The organism is Bradyrhizobium sp. SZCCHNR1098 (assembly GCF_032489375.1).
Classification (GTDB): Bacteria; Pseudomonadota; Alphaproteobacteria; order Rhizobiales; family Xanthobacteraceae; genus Bradyrhizobium.
Genome location: NZ_JAUEXY010000003.1, coordinates 135,252 through 153,849 on the forward strand (window position 1 = coordinate 135,252; position 18,598 = coordinate 153,849).

Sequence of the window (18,598 nt, forward strand, 5' to 3'; positions counted from 1 at the left end):
CTCACTTTCGACCCGGCACCTCCGTGCGTGCGACGGGGCTGCAATATTCGCACCAGCGAATGCCCCAATTGCCCGCCACACCGATGGAAGCGCAGGGCTTTGTGTCAAAAATCGAGCGAAGAGGAAAGCCAGTCTGCAAGTCGCTCGCATGTGACCCGTCGCACACAGCCCGCGACAGGCCGCAGGTAATTTAGTAATTATAAATTAGATCAATTAATTGAGTTGGTTATGCTCTCACTCGTTCGTCACTTTACCGCCGAGAACAGCCGCTATATCAGCCGCCCCGACGGTTCCGTGCATCGTTCGACCTGATCCGCCGTCGAGGGACCATCCTCGTCTTCAAAGGTTGGGCCAGGCCGGGTCGGGGCGCCGCTCAGGATGTGTGCGTCCGGGGCTCGCCCTGATCGGGGAACTCCGCCATGAAGCGGACGTTTCCGCCCAGCTCTCTAAACATTAGAAAGTCACGAAGTGCTGACCACGTTTGTCGTCTCGATCGTCAAGGCCTGCACCCGGTTTGCCTGGCCGACATTGATTGCGGCCCTGCTGCTCTCCGTAGGCGCGGGCTTCTATACGGCGCGTCATTTCTCCATCAATACCGACATCAACAAGCTGATTTCGCCCGAGCTCGACTGGCGCAAGCGCGACCAGCAGTACGAGCAGGCCTTCGATCGCGATCGGATGATCCTGGCGGTGGTCGAAGCGGCGACGCCCGAGATGACAGGTGTGGCGGCCGATGCGCTCGCCAAGAAGCTCAAGGGCGACACCGCGAACTTCTCGTCGGTCGAGCTGCTCGGCGGCGGCGAGTTCTTCGCCAGGAACGGCCTGCTGTTCCTGCCGACCGAGGAGGTCAAGCAGCTCACGGACCAGTTCGCGGCGGCGGCGCCGCTGGTCGAGATCATGGCCGGGGACCCCTCGATCCGCGGCCTGACCGGTGCGCTGGAGACCGGCCTTGCCGGCGTCAAGCGCGGGCAAGTCAAGCTCGACAACGTCGCGCGGCCGTTCGACTACATCTCCCAGACCGTCGAGACCGTGCTCGACAAGGGCGATGCGACCTTCTCCTGGCGCCAGTTGATCTCCGACAAGCCGCTCGAAGACAGTGACAAGCGCGCCTTCATCCAATTCAAGCCGATCCTCGACTACCAGGCGCTCGAGCCGGGCAAGGCCGCCACCGATGCGATCCGGCAGGCCGCGGTCGAGCTCGATTTCCCGAACCGTTTTCATGCGCGCGTGCGGCTGACCGGGCCGGTGCCGATCGCCAACGAGGAATACGCCACCGTGCAGGAGGGCGCCGTCGTCAACGGCATCGGCACCGTGGTCGTCGTGCTGATCATCCTGTGGCTGGCGCTGCATTCGGCCAAGATCATCTCGGCCGTGTTCATCAACCTGTTCATCGGCCTCGCCCTCACCACGGCCGTTGGCCTGATGATGGTCGGCTCCTTGAATCTGTTGTCGGTCGCGTTCGCCGTGCTGTTCATCGGCCTGGGCGTCGATTTCGGCATCCAGTTCAGCGTGCGCTACCGTTCCGAGCGCTTCAAGAACGACAATCTGCCTGAGGCGCTGGCGGAAGCTGCGCGTCGCTCCGCCGTGCCGCTGTCGCTTGCGGCGATGGCGACGGCTGCCGGTTTCCTGTGCTTCCTGCCGACCGACTACAAGGGCATCTCCGAGCTCGGTGCCATCGCCGGCGCGGGCATGATCATCGCGTTCCTGTCGTCGATCACGGTGCTGCCGGCCTTGCTAAGGATTCTCAATCCGCCCGGCGAGAAGGAGCCGGTCGGCTACGCCTTCCTGGCGCCGGTCGATCATTTCCTCGAGAAGCACCGCGTGCCGATCATCGTCGGCACCCTCGGCCTGGTCGTCGCCGGCCTGCCGCTGCTCTACTACATGAAGTTCGACTTCAACCCGATGAACCTGCGCAATCCGCGCGCCGAGTCGATCGCGACCTATCTCGACCTGCGAAAGGATCCGAACACGGGCGCCAACGCGATCGACGTGCTGACGCGCTCCGAGACCGAGGCCAAGGCGATCGAGGCCAAGCTCGAGAAGCTGCCCGAGGTGGCGCGCGTGATGTCGCTCGACAGCTTCGTCCCCCAGGACCAGCCGGCCAAGCTGAAGCTGATCGCGCAGGGCGCGAAGCTGCTGGGGCCTGCGCTCAATCCGGACCAGATCGATGCGGCGCCAAGCGACAAGGAGAATGTGGACGCCCTGAACTCGACCGTCGACAATCTCCGGCGCACCGCGGGCGAGAGCAGTGGGCCGGGCGCGGTCGCGTCGCGGCGGCTCGCCGACGCGCTTGCCAGGCTCGCGGGTGCCAGCGAAGCGGTGCGCAACAAGGCGCAGGCGGTGTTCGTCGAGCCGTGGAAGATCACGCTGGCGCAGCTTGGCGCCACGTTGCAGGCGCAGCCCGTCAGCCTCGCGAACCTGCCACCGGAGCTGGTGTCGCAGTGGAAGAGCAAGGACGGATTGATTCGGGTCGAGGCGCAGCCGAAGGGGGATCCGAATGACAACGACAATCTCAGGCGATTTGCCAACGCGGTGCTGGCGGCCGTGCCCAATGCGATCGGCGGGCCGGTGTCGATCCTGAAGTCAGGTGACACGATCGTGAAGGCATTCATCCACGCCGGCATCTACTCGCTGGTCGTGATCAGCCTCCTGTTGTGGGTGACCTTGAAGCGCTTCACCGACGTGCTGATGACGATCGTGCCGCTGCTGGTCGCAGGCGCCGTGACGTTGGAGATCTGCGTGCTGATCAAGCTGCCGCTGAACTTCGCCAACATCGTCGCCCTGCCGCTCCTGCTTGGCATTGGCGTCGCGTTCAAGATCTACTACGTGGTGGCGTGGCGCGGCGGCCGCACCAACCTGCTGCAGACCAGCCTGACCCGGGCGATCTTCTTCAGCGCGCTGACGACGGCGACCGCGTTCGGCAGCCTGTGGCTGTCGAGCCATCCCGGAACGTCCAGCATGGGCAAGCTGCTGGCGCTGTCGCTGGTCACCACGCTCGCCGCCGTGCTGCTGTTCCAGCCGGCGCTGATGGGCAAGCCTCGCGAGATCAAGGAGCAAGAGGGCTCGTGATCCCGGAATAGAAAAAGCGGCCGATCTCTCGGCCGCTTTTTTGTTCGGGTGACGGACGCCAACTAACGGGCGCGCGCGATATCGGGCAGCAGGCAGATATCGCCGACCTGGTCCGCGGGCTTTTGTCCCGGCTTGGCCGATGCGGTTGCGCCACTGCCGACGCCGGTCGTCGTTTTGGCCGCCGGGGCAGGGGCTGGCGCGATTGGTTTCTGTGTACCTTTAGCCATGCTGTTCACGGGGCTCGACGGGATCGGCGGAGCGACCCGCGTCCAGGTCTCGCCGCCGCACAGGAAGCCGAGCACGCAGCCCTTGATCTCCAGGTGATCGGGATCGATCGGCGTGATGGTCGAGCTGTAGAGCTGCCCATCCTTGGCGTTGTAGACTTGGCCTTCCCACGCGTCTGCGCCGGGCTTCTTCTTCATGTCGATCAGGATCGGCATGCCGAGCGTCGGACGGCTCTGGCGGGCCGGATCGGGGTTGTTGCTGTCGCGTCCGCCCGGGGTCTTCTCCCAGGCCACGACGCCCCACATGCTGCCATTGCATTGTGCGACTCGGATGTTCGCGACGCCGTCGGCGACCCGCCAGTCGCCGGTGGGGTCGGCCGCGAGCGCGGAAGAAATTCCTGCTGCGAACACGACTGCAGAGTATGCTAGTGTCGTCGACATGAGATATCTAAGGCGATGCAACATTGGCAGAAACCCGTGCTTGCTTTGATGGTGCGAATGAGGGCAAAACGCCGCATTGCGCGTTTTCAGTTGACGTCACGTCCATCAACCGAAGTATGTAGCCGATGCTAAAACCCAATCTAGACGTTTCCGAGATGTTTGTGGAGCGCCAAGCGCAGCGCAGCACGATGCATTCTCGGCATCTGAACGAGCAGCTTGTCCGCGTTCTAAAGACGATTGGATATGATGTTGGGTTCCAGAAGGGACAAGGGCAATATCTCTACGATCGTGATGGGGCCCGTTATCTTGACCTGCTCAGCGGTTTTGGCGTCTTTGCAATCGGCCGCAATCATCCGACGCTGCGCGCCGCGCTGAAAAGCGTCCTCGACAGCGATCTGCCGAATCTCGTTCAGCTCGACGTCTCGACCTTGGCGGGTGTTCTTGCCGAGCGGCTGCTGGAATATGTCCCGTATCTGGACAAGGTGTTCTTTGCCAATTCCGGCGCAGAGACCGTGGAAGCCGCGATCAAATTCGCGCGTGGCGCGACCGGCCGGCCTGGTATCGTCTATTGCGGGCACTCCTATCACGGCCTCACCTACGGCGCGCTGTCGCTGACCGATGATTCGAACTTCCGCAACGGCTTCGAGCCGCTGCTGCCGGGCTGCACGGCCATCCCCTTCAACGATCTTGCCGCGCTCGAGCAGGCGCTGTCGTCGCGCGAGATCGCAGCCTTCATCGTCGAGCCGATCCAGGGCAAGGGCGTCAACATGCCCTCCGACGAGTTCCTGCCCGGGGCCGCCGCGCTCTGCAAGAAATATGGCACCATCTTCATCGCCGACGAGATCCAGACCGGCATGGGGCGCACCGGCCGGTTCCTGGCGGTGGAACATTGGAACGTCGAGCCCGACATGGTGCTGCTGTCGAAGGCGTTGTCCGGCGGCCATGTCCCGGTCGGCGCACTGCTGACGCGCAAGCAGATCTTCGACAAGATATTCAACCGCATGGACCGCGCCGTGGTGCACGGCTCGACCTTCGCCAAGAACGACCTCGCGATGGCCGCTGGCATTGCCACGCTCGAGGTGATGAAGGCCGAGAAGCTGGTCGAGGCCGCCGCCAAGCGCGGCGCCGAGCTGCGGCTGGCGCTGACGCGGATGGTGCCGGGCTACGAGCTGCTCAAGGAAGTGCGCGGCAAGGGACTGATGATCGGCGTCGAGTTCGGTCCGCCGAAATCGCTGCGCCTCAAGGCCTCCTGGACCATGCTGGAGAGCGCCAACAAGGGCCTGTTCTGCCAGCTCATCACGGTGCCGCTGTTCAAGGATCACAAGATCCTGACCCAGGTCGCCGGCCATGGCCTGCACACGATCAAGCTGCTGCCGCCGCTGACCATCACCGAAGAGGACTGCGCCTGGATCGAGCGCGCCTTCGACGACGTCATCGCGCAGAGCCACAAAGTCCCCGGCGCGATCTGGTCGCTCGGCAAGACCCTGGTCGACAACGCGATCCGCAAATCGGCGTGATGTTCGCATCGGGTGGGCAAAGGCGCGTAGCGCCGTGCCCACCGTTTCAGTTCGTCTCCGGACAGACCGTGGGCACGCTTCGCTCGCAATGACTGAAGCGCGAGAGCGCGTCATCCCTCCTTGTTCGCACCCATCGCGCGCTCGAACCGCTCGCCGAACTCGTTGAGTTCGTCGGCGCCGATATCGCTGACCGCCCAATAGCTCAGGCCGCGGTCGCGCCAAGAGCGAATGTTGAAGCCCTGGACGGTGTCCATCCGTGCGGCGCGGCGCTCGGTAGACGCGGTCTGCGCCACGAACAGGTTGATGACGTGCTGGCGGCGGCGATAGACCACGGCGCCGATCGCGCGTGCGTCGACGTAGTCGAGCCGCCCGCCGATCAACGTGAAGCCTTGTGCGGTGAGGTCGATCACCGGAGGCGCGACGTCGAGCTTGCCGTTGAACCAGGGCTTGACGGTGTGCTGATCGGTCGAGATGACGTCGGTGAGGTGGCCGGCCTGCAGCGAGCGCAGATGCGCCGAGACGATCTCGGCCTCGATCCGCTGCTGGTCGTCATTGCGCAGCACGATGGCGACGAGGCCGGTGGCGGCCAGCGCCGACACCGCCGAGCCCAGGGCGAAGCCTCGCAGCAGCGTGCGTCGGCTCGGCACTGCAGCGAGCGGGGTGATGGAGGCCGCATCGGCCGGCGGCAGGGTGGCTTCGATCCGCTGGCGCAAGGCAGGGGACGCCTTGTAGCTGAGGTCGGTGCCGGCGAGCATCTGCTTCATCTGCCGGATTGCAGCAAGCTCCGCGGCGCAGCGCGGGCAGCTCGCAACATGGGCTTCGACCTCGCGCGCGTGGCCGGCGTCGAGCTCGCCATCGGCCAGCGCGTGGATCAGGATCTCGGCTTCATCGCAGGTCATCGTTGTGGCTCCTCCCGCGCGAGCCAGGCGGCGCGCAGCATCGCGCGGGCGCGGGCGAGGCGCGACATCACGGTGCCGACCGGCACGCCGGCCGCCGCCGCGATCTCGCGATAGGACAGATTGTTGACCTCGCGCATGACGAAGGTCTCGCGAAACGGCTCGGCCAGCGTGTCGATCAGCCGGCGGATCGCCGAGGCATCACGTTCCCGCAATACGGCGCCTTCCGGCGTCTCGGCGCTCTCCTGCCACAGCGGGGGCTGCTCGGCCGCTTCCGGCGCGTCGTCGAGCGCCTTGGCCGGCGCGCCGGCGCGGCGCGCGAATTCGGCGTGGCAGACGTTGCGCAGGATCGCGAACAGCCACGGCTTCATCGCCGGGCCACGGTAAGTGTCGAAATGCTTCAGCGCACGCAGGTAGCATTCTTGGACGGCATCCTCGGCATCGGCAGGGTTGCGCAGGAGATAGCGCGCCAGGGTGTAGACGTCGTCGAGATAGGGCAGCGCCGCCTCGCGGAAGCGTCGCGCCCTCTCGGGATCGTCATTGGCTGTTGTCACCGGCGTGGTCTCCGGCTCGGTTCGCGGTCGCACGGCGCGGCCGGCGCTGCGCCGCCGACCGGTCCATGTGACGATGCTCATGCCCTGGTTCGCGATGCTACTCAACCTTGACCAGTCCCGTCATGTGCGGATGCAGCGAGCAGAAATATTTGTAGTCGCCGGCGGCTGCGAAGGTGAAGGAGAAGCTGTCGTCGGTATCGAGCGTCTTCGACCTGTATTTCCCGGCCGACACCACCGTGTGCGGGATGTCGTCATGGTTGGTCCAGGTCACCGTGTCGCCGACCTTCACCGTCAGCGCAGCCGGGGTGAAGGTGAAATTGTCGATCGTGACCTTGATGGTCTCGGCGCGCGCCGGCGTGGCGCAAACAAGCAGTACGGCGGCCAAGCCGGCACCGCGAAGAACAAGCTGGATCATCGCGTTTTCGTCCCTCAGCCCGCAAGCGGCGTATCGATGATGGCGAGGCGCTCGTCACCGACCTTGAAATCGATGCTGGCGATGCCGAGCAGGCTGCGCAGCCTTGCGTCCTCGACCTTCATCGGGCCGGGCGAGGGCGCCGTGCCCGGCGCCGGTTGCGGGAACGCGGTCGAGCGCGCGGTGTGGAAGGTGACGTTGCCTTCGACCTTCTGCATCACCTGGTGGATATGGCCGTTCAGCACCGTCACCGAGCCGAACCCCTTCAGGGTGTCGAGCGCGCGGCCGCCATCCTCGGTGCCCCAGCCCCATTGCGGATACACCGTCCACAGCGGGATGTGCGCGAACACCACGATCGGCGTGGATCTGGAGCGGCCCTTGAGATCCTGCTCCAGCCAGGCAAGCTGCTCGGCGCCGAGATTGCCGAGCCCGCCGGCCTTGAGATCGACCACGTTGACGAGGCCGATGAAGTGCACGCCATTGGCGTCGAACGAATACCAGCCGGCGCCGCGGCTGCCCTTGCCGTAGCGCTCCTTGTAGAGCTTGACGTCCTCGTCGAGGAAGTCGTGCTCACCCGGCACGTAGTGCACGTCGAGCCGGGATTGCGAGATGATGCGGTCGGCATCGTCGAACTCGGCCGCCTTCGACAGATGCGAGATGTCGCCGGTATGGATCATGAAGGCCGGCTTCACCGGCATCGCCTTGATGCGATTTACGGCCTCTTCCAACGTCCCGATCGCGTTGGGATTGGCCGGCTTGTCGAAGCCGACATGGCTGTCGCTGATCTGCAGGAAGGTCAGGCCGGAGGCGGGCTGCTCGGCCGCCCGCGCCGCGTCGACCAGGCCGAGCGAGCGTGGCACGCCGCCCGACAGCGTCCAGAGCACGCCCGTGCCCGCCCATGTCATGCACTCCAGCACCTTGCGGCGGCTGACGCCGCTCTCGTCATGATCACCAAGGCTCATCGTCATCTCCCGTTGCCCGTCATCGAGCTTGCGGGTGAGAAGAGCGGTGGTGGCCCGGGTTTATTCCCGGCTTCTCGCGATCCAAAAGCGATGACGTGTTCGTGATCATGCCGGCAATGGCCGACGGCTCACCTGTTCACGCAGGATGTGGCGCAGGGCCGCGCGAAAGATATGAGCGGCTGATGGACCGGATGCGACGTCGATGCATGAGCGCGTGACCCCGACCCTGCAACGAACCGAGACGTCGCGCGATCGGATCGTGGCGCTCGACCGCGCCAGGACCTTCATCACGCTCTCGGTCGTGCTCTATCACTCCGCGATCAACTACACCGATTTCGGCCAGGGCGGCGACCGCATGCACTGGCTCGGATTCGATCTGGTCGCGCTGTTCAACGACAGCTACTTCATGTCGTGCATGTTCCTCATCTCCGGCCTGTTCGTGCCGGCGAGTCTGGCGGGCAGAGGAGCGTCGGACTATGTCGGGCGCCGCGCGCTGCGGCTCGGCGTGCCCTATATCGTTTCGATCTTCGTGATCATGCCGATCGCCTACTACCGTTACGATGTGGCCGAGGATCAGTTCAGCGCGGTGTGGTGGCGGATGATCATCGAGGGGCCGTGGCCGTCCGGCTCGGCCTGGTTTCTCGGCGTGCTGCTGGGGTTTGATATACTGGCTGCGCTCGTCTGCGTCCTGGCACCGCAGGCGGTCGGCGCATTCGGGCGCTGGGCCGGAACGTTGCGGCACTATCCGCTCACTGGCTTCCTGATCTTCCTCGTCATCGCCAACCTGGCCTATCTGCCGCCGCATCTCGGCTTCGGTGACGGATTCTGGTTCATGCCCGGACATTTTCCGCTGCCGCTGCAGGCGAGCCGGGTGCTGCTCTACCCGACCTTCTTCGTCGCCGGCATCGCGATCGGTGCCGCCGGGCTGCGGGCGGGGCCGTTCGCGGCCGATGGCGCACTGGTCCGGCGCTGGTGGATCTGGTTCGGTCTTTCCTACAGCTGCTACGGCGCGATCCTGTTGCTGGCCTACGCGCATCACAACTGGATCGCCGATTTCGATTCACCGCCGTTGTGGTGGCGCACGGCCTATGGCATGGCGGTCGCGAGCTTCTGTGCTGCGATGGCGTTCGCCGTGCCGACCTTCTTTCAGCGCTGGGCAAAGGCGCCGCTGGCGCTGATGGATCGCGTCCAGCCCTCCGCCTACGGCATCTACCTGCTGCACTTCCTGCCGCTGCTATGGCTGCAATATCTGGTCTACGACCCGGCGTGGCCGGCCGCCGTGAAGTTCGCGATCGTGCTGATCGGCACGCTGTCGGTGAGCTGGCTCGCAGCAGCACTGTTGCGCCGGGTTCCGCTGGTGGCGCGGATCATCTAGGTCAGCATGCGGCGATGCGTAGGGTGGGCAAAGGCGATGCCGTGCTCTCTGACATCCGAGATATTAGTGGCGCCGTGCCCGCCGCCGTGCCGCCGAGTCTGCCGCACGACGGTGGGCACGCGCCGCCTTCGGCGCCGCTTTGCCCACCCTACGATTCCCGCATCATTGCGAGGAGCCCAAGGCGAAGAAGCAATCCAGAGTGGGGTCGGGACCCTGGATTGCTTCGCTGCGTTCGCAATGACGGGAATGAGGAGTCGGACGTGAGCGCCTAGCGCCCATCCTCCAAGATCATCGACGCCGCCTTCTCCGCGATCATCGCCGTCGGCGTGTTGGTGTTGCCTGACGTGATGGTCGGCATGATCGAGGCATCGGCGACGCGCAGCCGTTCGATGCCGCGGAAGCGCAGCCGCTCGTCGACGACCGCCATCGGATCGTCTGCGGTGCCCATCCTGGCGGTGCCGACGGGATGGAAGATCGTGGTGCCGATGTCGCCGGCGGCCTTGGCCAGCGCGGCGTCGTCATCGCCGACCGACGGGCCGGGCAGATATTCCTGCGGCCTGTAGGCCGCAAGCGCATTCTGCTTCATCAGCCGGCGCGTGACGCGGATGGCATCGGCCGCGACCTGGCGGTCGTCCTCGGTCGCCAGATAGTTCGGCGCGATCGACGGCGCTTCGTCGATCCTGGCGGAGCGGATGCGAACGGTGCCGCGCGAGGTCGGGCGGAGGTTGCAGGCGCTGACGGTGATCGCGGGAAAACGATGCAGGGGATCGCCGAACTTGTCGAGCGACAGCGGCTGCACGTGAAACTGGATGTTGGCGCGGTCGCGCCTCGGGTCCGAGCGCGTGAAGATACCGAGCTGCGACGGCGCCATGGTCAGCGGCCCGCGGCGCCGGAACGCATAGTCGAGCCCCATCAGGCCGCGGCGGACCAGCGAGTAGTAGGTCTCGTTCAGCGTCTTCACGCCCGTGACCTTGTAGATCGCGCGCTGTTGCAGGTGGTCCTGCAGGTTGCGCCCCACGCCTGGCTTGTCGAGGACGACGTCGATGCCGAGCTCGCCGAGCCACTCGGCCGGGCCGATGCCGGAGCGCTGCAGCACCTGCACCGAGCCGATCGAGCCGGCGCTGAGGATCACCTCGCCCTTGGTGCGCGCCTCGATGGTCTCACCATTCTGCTGGAAGCGCACGCCTGTGGCACGGCCGTTCTCGACGATCAGGCGGTCGACGAGGACGTTGGTTTCGAGCCGCAGGTTAGGCCGCTTCAGCGCCGGCTTGAGGAAGCCCCGCGCGGAGGACCAGCGCCGGCCGCGCTTCTGGTTGACGTGGAAATAGCTGATGCCTTCATTGTCGCCGGTATTGAAGTCGGGGATGCGGCGGATGCCCATCTGCTCGGCGGCGTCGCCGACCGCGTCCAGCACCGCCCAGGACAGCCGGGGCGCCTCGATGCGCCAGCCGCCGCCTGTGCCGTGATGCTCGCTCTCGCCGAGAAAATGATCCTCCAGCCGTTTGAACACCGGGAGCACGTCGGCATAGCTCCAACCGGCGAGACCGAGCTGGCGCCAATGGTCGTAGTCGGCGGCCTGGCCGCGCATCGAGATCATGGCATTGATCGCCGAGCAGCCGCCGATCACCTTGCCGCGGGGGTAGGCCAGCGAGCGGCCGTTCAGGCCCGGCTCGGCCTCGGTGCGGAACATCCAGTCGGAGCGTGGATTGCCGATCGCGAAGAGGTAGCCGACCGGAATATGGAACCAGATCCAATTGTCGTTGCCGCCGGCCTCGAGAATCAGGACGCGGCTGTTCGGATCGGCCGACAGCCGGTTGGCGAGGATGCAGCCGGCAGTGCCGGCGCCCACCACGATATAGTCGAAATCCCCCTCGAGCTGTCTCGGCATCGGCATTCCCTTCCCATCATTGCTAGGCTTTTAGTCAGCCCGGACGGGCCCGGACAAGCGCCACGTTCATGGCTGGTTGACCGAGCCATGAGACGGGCGCAGCCCTTATCTTGGGCGGTGCGGCTTTTGCATGCTAAACAGGCGCAAAGTCCCATTGGAGTTACGAGATTCCCCATGCCCATCGTCAACCGCGTCGCCGATCTGCAGCCCGATATCCAGGCCTGGAGGCGGGATATCCATTCGCATCCGGAGCTGCTCTACGACGTGCACCGGACGGCGGCCTTCGTCGCCGAGCGGCTGCGTGAGTTCGGCTGTGACGAGGTCGCGACGGGCCTCGGCAAGACCGGCGTGGTCGGCGTCATCAAGGGCCGCAAGCCCGGCCATGGCGAGGTGAGGGTGCTCGGACTGCGCGCCGACATGGACGCGCTGCCGATCGAGGAGGCGACCGGGCTGCCCTATGCCTCGAAGACCCCGGGCATGATGCATGCCTGCGGCCATGACGGCCACACCGCGATGCTGCTCGGCGCGGCACGCTATCTCGCCGAGACCCGCAATTTCGCGGGCGAGGTCGCCGTAATCTTCCAGCCGGCCGAGGAGGGCGGTGGCGGTGCGGACGCGATGATCAAGGACGGGCTGATCGACCGCTTCAAGATCGATCAGGTCTACGGCATGCACAACGGCCCCGGCCTGCCAGTCGGCGCGTTCGCCATCCGCCAGGGGGCGCTGATGGCATCGACCGACGCGGTCGACATCACCATCGAGGGCCATGGCGGTCACGCCGCCAAGCCGCATAATTGCATCGACTCTCTTCTCGTCGGCGCCCAGCTCGTCACGGCGCTGCAGCAGATCGTGTCGCGCAGCGTCGATCCGCTGGAGGCCGCGGTGCTGTCGATCTGCGAGTTCCACGCCGGCAACGCCCGCAACGTGATTCCGCAGAGCGCGGTGCTGCGCGGCACGGTGCGGACGCTGACGCCGAAGGTGCGCGAGCTGATGGAGAAGCGCGTGCGCGAGGTCGTGACCGGCGTCGCCCAGATGACCGGCGCCAAGATCGACCTGAACTATGCGCGCGGCTATCCCGTCGTCATCAATCACGCCGAGCAGACCGAGATCGCGATCCGCGCCGCCAAGGAGGTCGCGGGCGACGCCAACGTGCACGAGATGCCGCCGATGATGGGCGGCGAGGACTTCGCCTATATGCTCGAAGCTCGTCCCGGCGCCTTCATCTTCGTCGGCAACGGCGACAGCGCCGGCCTGCATCATCCCGCCTACAACTTCAACGACGAGGCGATCGTCTACGGCACCTCGTTCTTCATCAAGGTGGTGGAGAACACGCTGGCGGCGTGAGCCGCGGCCCAGCCATCTCAGATGAACTGATCCATAAGACAGGGGCGCCGACCGGAGTCGGCGCCCCTGTCTTATGGATGGGGCGCCTGTTTGTTATTTTGCCGCCTCTGGCGCTGACAGGCGCAGCGCGTATTGATTCGATCCGCCTGCATCGATCGTGCGGCTTGTTTGTTACGAATTCTCCTCACGTCCCAACGACAGGCATCGCTGCAACGATGATCTGTATCGGCGCGCGTCACGCGATGCGCAGCTGACGACGCGCGCCCGTCTGCGGAGCTGAAATAAATTTCCGCCAGCGTCACTGTCGTAACAGGCAAGTGTTTTCAAAGACACAACCTAAGGTATTTACAACAAAAGCGAGTAAGTTATAGTCATTCGCGTTTCTGCTCACTGCTCGTGATCGAGCGTTCATTGCCTGTCTGAAATTTCCTTGTTCACCAGTTCGATTCCACAGATGGAGAACCCCCATGGACGTCAAGAAGCTCTCCGTGAAGGAAGCGGCTGCGGCCGCGGCCAAGTGTGCGGCAACTGCGGCGCAATGCGCGGCAAACTCGGCCAAGTGCGCTGCAACGGCAGCGCATGCCCAGGCTAAGGCGGCGTCGGCACGGTGTGCGGCCACCGCTGCGCGATGCGCAGCAACTGCGGCGCGCTGTGCGGCCACAGCCGCAAAGTGTGCTGCCTCCTGAAGCAGATCTCCTGCAAGAAATCCCGGCGCGCTGGCTGAGCCGGCGTGGTCGGGCTGGTCGGAGATGAGACCTATGAGCTTTCCGCGTCTTGGAGTGGGACTCCAATTCAACCCGGAACTGATCGGCTGGTTTCCCTTCCTCGACCAGCCGCTTGATGCGCTCGAAATCCTGTTCGACTCGATCATGAGCCCCCTCGATGGCCCGGGGGTGTTGTCTCCCCGTGCCATCGAACTCGTCCGTGATGTCTCAGGCAAGTTTCCGCTGCTCGGACATTCGAACTATGGCGGAGATTTCGGCTTCGAGGATCTGACGGCGACAGCCGCGGTGCGCCGACACGTGCCGCTGGCCAGGAAGTTCGGCGTGGCCTGTGTTGCCAATCACTGCTTCTACAGCGATGCGTCCTGGGCGGATGTGTGGAGCAGTCCGCTGCAGTTTTCTCGCGCGGAGGTCGTGCGGCTCGCCGAGCGGGCGCGCACGCTGCAGGCGCTCTATGGCGTCCCGCTCGCGCACGAAAACGCAGCCTATTATCGGACCTGTCCCGGCAGCGAGATGCCCGAGGAAGAGTTCCTCGCGGCAATCCTGGAACTATCGGGGACCTATCTGCATCTCGATCTTCACAATCTGTATGCGAATGCGCAGAACCACGGCTCACGCGGCTACTCCATTCAACGCTTCCTGGCGACGATCCCGTCCGAGCGCATCGTCTCCATCCACCTCGCAGGCGGGCGTTGGATCGGTGGCCAATATCACGATCTTCACGACACGCAGGTCACCGAAGAGGTGTGGGACCTTCTCGATGACGTTCTGGCGCGGGCGCGCCCCGGGGCCGTCATCCTCGAATACGAGACGCAATCCCTCTATTGCGCGGGGGAGCGGGTCGATACGGACCGCACCACTGACTTGATCCTCTCCGACCTGGAGCGGGCGCGGAATGCCTGGGATCGCGCCTATGGACCGGCGAGCCGCCGTACCACCCGCAGCGAGGCCGCGTGATGAATGCCGAGCTGGTATGGAGCACTTGGCGTCGCGTGTTGAGAGACGATGGTCTCGTCACATGGATCACCCGATCCGACGCGCGAACCGCAGATCCGGATGGCCTCTCCGTGGAGGAGAGAGCGATCGTCACCGACTACGCGGGCACGCCGGCGGCCACGAACGCCAATATCGGCATGTACCGGCGCGGACTCGTCAGGAATGCGTTGGGGGCGCTCGATCTGGTGCCGCTGACACGCCGCCTTCTGAACATGAGCGGTCGCGACGTCGATATTGTGGCCGAGGATTTCGTCAGATCGACCGGCTATCCGGACGACGGACCGAATTTCTGGCGCTGTGCGGCCGGCTTCGTCGCCTATCTGACCAGGCTTCCGGAATTTGCGTCCCGCGCCCATCAGGATGTCATGGCGATTGATGACGCGACGATCGCCTTGGCGCGCAGGCTCGGCCGGTCGGCGCCGCCGGCGTGGCCCGTCGACGCGGCCCGCCACGCGGGCGTGGCGGCGCGCAGCGAGGGTGAGGCGGCTCGCGTCCGTCGCAATCCGGCTGCGGTCGTGGTTTCGTCATCCTGCGATCTCACGCCCTGGATCGAGGACCCATTCGAGTTCGATCCGTCCGACGATCTCGAGGCCTCGTCGCGCCATTGGCTGGTGTATTTCCCGGGGCCCGAGCTAGCGCATGAATATGCAGAACTGTCGGAGCGGGGGGCCCGGGCGTTCGACCTGCTCGGCACGCCGCGGACCGTTGACGAGTTGGCTCTGGAAATGCGCGATCTCTCGCGTGACGACGTGCAGGCCGTGGTCGGATCGCTGATGGAATTGGGCGTCCTGACGAGCGGGGCGGACGGGCTAGCATCGGGAAACATCCTGACGATGGAGGGCTGCACCGACCGTTCAGTTCAGTCGCGCATTGAATGGGCGCCAGTCCCATGAGACCGCTTGAAAAGCCCTTGCGTTCTGCTCCCGACAGCCTTCCCGGCCGGCTGTCAGACGATACCTTCGTCATGCTGGATCCGGCCGTCGAGGTGGTGGACGCTACAGTTTCGGGCCATCATTTGTTGAGCCACGGCCATTTCGATGCGGGGATGGTCGTGCCGCCCGGCGATGGTCTGCTCGATTTCGTGACGACGCTGATGCCGCGGCCGATCAGGCTTGCCGCGCTGCGGGCGCAATATGACGATCAAGGGATGATCGACAAGATGCTGGCGTCCCTGCACGGCCAGGGCTTCATGCATGTCACCTCGGCTGAAACGCCATCGGCGCAACAGCTCGCGCTTCTTCGGCGCAAGGCATGGCAGATGCGAGAGCCGATGCTGCGCCGGTCCATTGTCGTCGATCTGGATACTCTGGAATCGATCGAGCAGCTGACCGAGCGCCTGAGCGCTGAGCCGCTTCCCCCGGAAGTTCTGCTGCGTTGCTCGAGGTTGTCGGACCATCGCAAATGCTTCGATCGACTGGCAAGGTTGCGGCAGGGCGGTGCATTGCGGATGCACCAGACGGTGGTGCAGACGTGCGATCTGGTCGCCGATCACCAATTGCGCCAGTCGCTGCTGCATCTGGACGCGTCGGTGACTGTCGAGGACGTGGCCTGGCCCGTCCCCGATCGTCCGATCGCAGGGCTCGACGAGATCGTCCGGGCCTGCATTCCCGTGCATGTGCTGATGGCGCCGGATCAATCGATCTGCGACGAGGCGGCGCGAAGCCGGATGCTCGGCTGGGCAGCATCCAGGTTCATCTCCGGCCTCCGGCTCGTTCTGGACGTGCGGACGCTATGGCTGGATGGCGATGCCGGCGACGACGACTTTGCCCGCGTCTTCGACGCGCTGAGCATCATCGAGAACGAGTTCGGAGATGTTCTGATCCAGAACCTGCCGAGCGATGAGGTGCTGCTCGGAAACACGGCGACGAGTCTGCCGTCCGGTCCTGGTCTCGAACTCGCCGATCGTTTTCGGCGGTCATATCTGCGCTGGCGCCTGCCTCTGCTCAAGTCTTGCGAAAACGACAATAGCTGGAGCCAGACGCCCGAAGTCGAAGACAAGCTGGTCCGTGCCGGGGATGACCTGCTGCCCAATCATCCGGAGCTGCTGAAGCTCCAGCCCGGCAGCATCGTGGTCGACGTGTGCGGCGGCCTCGGTCGCGTTGCGAGGCGGCTTTCGCCCGCCGTCGGCAGGGACGGACTGGTCATCTCCATCGAGATGTTCCGCTGTCTGAGTGATCGGGCTCGTCGCTTCGCATGCGAGCGGGACATCACCAATCTGCAATTTCGTCCCGGCCTCGCGCAGCGCATTCCGCTGCCCGACGCCACCGCCGACGCTGCCGTCAACGAGTGGACCGGCGGCATCTGGGAGCTCGGGATGGGACCCGTCATGGTCAGGGAAATGGCCAGGGTCGTCCGTCCCGGAGGCCGCATCGCGGCGACGCATCGGCTGGTCCAGCTGCAGCTGTCGGCCCTGGCGCAGCCCTGGGTGCAGTACGCCAGGATCTATGCCTGGATGCGCGAAGCCTTCGCGCAGCCGGAGCTGACGATCGTGACCGAGCGCATATGGGGGCAGATCGTGCCGTCGCTGGTGGGCGAGAACGCCACGCTGTGGCGCAAGCAATACATGCCGCGGCTGATCAATCCCTTCGACGTGACGTACAGACAGGACGAGAATCCGGATACGCGTGCCGACGTTTACCTGACGATCATTGCGCAACGAAATTGACGTTCGTTTTCATTGAGTTGATTGCTCGAGGTGCTCAGATGCGATCGCAAGAAACCGCCTTCGAACGAGCCCGCGCGTCGTTGCATCGGCTTGGAATTCCGCTCGTCCTTCCCGCGCTCCACGCCGCCGGCGTGGGTATCAGCCGGACGGTCCTGGGCGGCTCGCATTCGGTGGCCATCTATCCGCCGATCAACTCGCTGACGCCGCTCGATCCGTCCTGCCTGGAGCGGGGGATCGACTGGGGCCGCGAGATCAGCCTCTACGTGCACATCGCGTTCTGCGAGACGCGCTGCACGTTCTGTCACTATACGGTCGAGCACTACGCCGGACGGAACAGCAAGTCCGCCACGGACGACGACAAGGTCGTTCGCTACCTCGATGCGCTCAAGCGCGAGCTGGCGGCCTGGGAGCCGCAGCTGCGCCGATCCGGAACGGTGGTGTCGTCGATCTATATCGGGGGCGGCACACCGCTCGTTCTCGATGAGGACGCATTGACGGATCTGATCGCGACGATCCGCGATACGTTCGACGTGCGGCCCGGCGCCGAGATCTGCATCGAGGGCAGCCCGCTCACGATCACCGCGCCCGAGGGAGAGCAGAAGCTGCGCTCTCTGAAGCAGCAGGGCGTCACGCGCCTCAGTTTCGGCGTGCAATCGTTCGACGATACCGTGCTCAAATATGCCGCGCGCGGCTACAAGCGGGACGTTCCACTTCTCGCGTGCTCGATCGTCGCCGACATCTTCGAGAACTGGAATCTCGACCTGATCCAGGGGTTGTACAAGGGGTCGCCGTCCGAGACCTGGAACAATTTGGCGATGGTCGCCGAGATCCGGCCCCCGCACCTCACCTGGTATCACGCTCGGTTTGCCGATCGCCCCCAGGGACACTGGCTCAAATCCGACCTGAAGCAGGCGAGCTTCGAGAGCGAGTTCGCGACCTTGTTCGGACGCATGCTGATCTGGCAGGAGATGGCGGCGCTCGGATATGACCTGACCGACGGCAACCGCTTCGTGCGCGCGCGCCGCTATGCCGACCCGTTCAAGACGATCCGGACCTCGCCATCACGGGATCTTCTCGGGATCGGTGCGGGCGCGTATTCGCATGTCAGTGCCGGGGCCGCGAAGAGCGGCTACGTCTTCCGCAATGTTCCCGACGTGCGCGCCTATGTCGAAACCGTCCTTGCTGGCAACAGTCCGATCACGGCGGGGCGCGCCGTCGACCGGCAGGAATTGCTGGCGACGTCCTATGCCACAGGGCTCCGGACCGGCCGGGTCGAGGATGCCGATCGCCGTGCCATGCGCGCCGACAACCGGGAGCTGTCCGCCCATTATGACAAGCTCGTTGCCAGGCTGAGCAGCGTCGGCGCCCTGGAAGCGTATCGCGACGGCGACGGCCATGCGGGGCTGCGGCTTTCGGAGCTCGGCCGGCTGTTCGAGGATGAGATGCTGTCGCTGTTCTTCAGTCCGGCCGTCAAGGACGCGTTGTCGCCGAAAGTGACGGAGCGCGCGCTTCAATACGGTTAGATCGGGAGTT

At 64.9% G+C, this 18,598-nt stretch carries 15 protein-coding genes; 8 read left to right on the plus strand and 7 right to left on the minus strand.

Features of this window, described 5'->3' with window-relative positions:
- Window positions 1-468: 468 nt before the first annotated feature.
- Window positions 469-3,069 carry an MMPL family transporter gene (locus QX135_RS08755; protein ID WP_316176627.1) on the plus strand — a complete coding sequence of 867 codons (2,601 nt, stop codon included), beginning with the start codon at window positions 469-471 and terminating at the stop codon, window positions 3,067-3,069.
- Between the two features lie 62 nt (window positions 3,070-3,131).
- Here QX135_RS08755 and QX135_RS08760 read toward each other — a convergent pair whose 3' ends face one another.
- A complete protein-coding gene (locus QX135_RS08760; protein ID WP_410052080.1) occupies window positions 3,132-3,758 on the minus strand; it encodes a DUF2147 domain-containing protein in 627 nt (208 codons plus the stop codon).
- 101 nt (window positions 3,759-3,859) lie between these two features.
- Here QX135_RS08760 and hpnO point away from each other — a divergent pair, with 101 nt between their 5' ends.
- Window positions 3,860-5,251, plus strand: a complete 1,392-nt coding sequence (gene hpnO, locus QX135_RS08765; protein ID WP_315737300.1) for an aminobacteriohopanetriol synthase HpnO — start codon at window positions 3,860-3,862, stop codon at window positions 5,249-5,251.
- 110 nt (window positions 5,252-5,361) lie between these two features.
- Here the strand turns inward: hpnO and QX135_RS08770 are convergent, their stop codons facing one another.
- The 4 genes from QX135_RS08770 to QX135_RS08785 form a co-directional block, all read right to left on the minus strand.
- Window positions 5,362-6,150 (minus strand): anti-sigma factor, encoded by a 789-nt coding sequence (locus tag QX135_RS08770; RefSeq protein WP_315798074.1) that lies wholly within the window; start codon window positions 6,148-6,150, stop codon window positions 5,362-5,364.
- Entirely contained in the window at window positions 6,147-6,701 is a 555-nt protein-coding gene (locus tag QX135_RS08775; protein WP_315798137.1) for a sigma-70 family RNA polymerase sigma factor, read from the minus strand. The genes QX135_RS08770 and QX135_RS08775 overlap by 4 nt, the downstream gene beginning before the upstream one ends.
- A 97-nt stretch (window positions 6,702-6,798) precedes the next feature.
- Window positions 6,799-7,116 (minus strand): cupredoxin family copper-binding protein, encoded by a 318-nt coding sequence (locus tag QX135_RS08780; protein WP_315776491.1) that lies wholly within the window; start codon window positions 7,114-7,116, stop codon window positions 6,799-6,801.
- Between the two features lie 14 nt (window positions 7,117-7,130).
- Complete coding sequence (locus QX135_RS08785) at window positions 7,131-8,075, minus strand: metallophosphoesterase family protein (RefSeq protein ID WP_315737303.1); 945 nt, start codon at window positions 8,073-8,075, stop codon at window positions 7,131-7,133.
- Between the two features lie 202 nt (window positions 8,076-8,277).
- Between QX135_RS08785 and QX135_RS08790 the strand changes: the two genes are divergently transcribed.
- Window positions 8,278-9,450 carry an acyltransferase gene (locus QX135_RS08790; RefSeq protein ID WP_316176626.1) on the plus strand — a complete coding sequence of 391 codons (1,173 nt, stop codon included), beginning with the start codon at window positions 8,278-8,280 and terminating at the stop codon, window positions 9,448-9,450.
- 268 nt (window positions 9,451-9,718) lie between these two features.
- On the opposite strand, the gene QX135_RS08795 is transcribed toward QX135_RS08790, so the two are convergent.
- Window positions 9,719-11,338 carry a GMC family oxidoreductase gene (locus QX135_RS08795; protein WP_315776493.1) on the minus strand — a complete coding sequence of 540 codons (1,620 nt, stop codon included), beginning with the start codon at window positions 11,336-11,338 and terminating at the stop codon, window positions 9,719-9,721.
- 174 nt (window positions 11,339-11,512) lie between these two features.
- Between QX135_RS08795 and QX135_RS08800 the strand changes: the two genes are divergently transcribed.
- The 3 genes from QX135_RS08800 (at window position 11,513) to QX135_RS08810 (ending at window position 15,293) form a co-directional block, all read left to right on the plus strand.
- On the plus strand, window positions 11,513-12,682 hold the full coding sequence (locus QX135_RS08800) for a M20 aminoacylase family protein (RefSeq protein WP_316176625.1): 1,170 nt from the start codon (window positions 11,513-11,515) through the stop codon (window positions 12,680-12,682).
- Window positions 12,683-13,440: 758 nt separating this feature from the next.
- The gene (locus QX135_RS08805; RefSeq protein ID WP_316176624.1) at window positions 13,441-14,361 is read left to right on the plus strand and encodes a DUF692 family multinuclear iron-containing protein; all 921 of its coding nucleotides are present in this window, start codon (window positions 13,441-13,443) and stop codon (window positions 14,359-14,361) included.
- A complete protein-coding gene (locus QX135_RS08810) occupies window positions 14,361-15,293 on the plus strand; it encodes a hypothetical protein (RefSeq protein WP_316176623.1) in 933 nt (310 codons plus the stop codon). The genes QX135_RS08805 and QX135_RS08810 overlap by 1 nt, the downstream gene beginning before the upstream one ends.
- A gap of 53 nt (window positions 15,294-15,346) precedes the next feature.
- On the opposite strand, the gene QX135_RS08815 is transcribed toward QX135_RS08810, so the two are convergent.
- Window positions 15,347-15,544: a hypothetical protein gene (locus QX135_RS08815; protein ID WP_316234032.1), complete on the minus strand. Its 198-nt coding sequence runs from the start codon at window positions 15,542-15,544 to the stop codon at window positions 15,347-15,349.
- Window positions 15,545-15,547: 3 nt separating this feature from the next.
- Between QX135_RS08815 and QX135_RS08820 the strand changes: the two genes are divergently transcribed.
- Together QX135_RS08820 and QX135_RS08825 are read left to right on the plus strand one after the other, a co-directional pair.
- Window positions 15,548-17,065: a class I SAM-dependent methyltransferase gene (locus tag QX135_RS08820; protein ID WP_316234033.1), complete on the plus strand. Its 1,518-nt coding sequence runs from the start codon at window positions 15,548-15,550 to the stop codon at window positions 17,063-17,065.
- 38 nt (window positions 17,066-17,103) lie between these two features.
- Window positions 17,104-18,588, plus strand: coding sequence for a coproporphyrinogen-III oxidase family protein (locus tag QX135_RS08825; RefSeq protein ID WP_315779704.1), 1,485 nt, complete (start codon window positions 17,104-17,106; stop codon window positions 18,586-18,588).
- The last annotated feature ends 10 nt before the right edge of the window (window positions 18,589-18,598 follow it).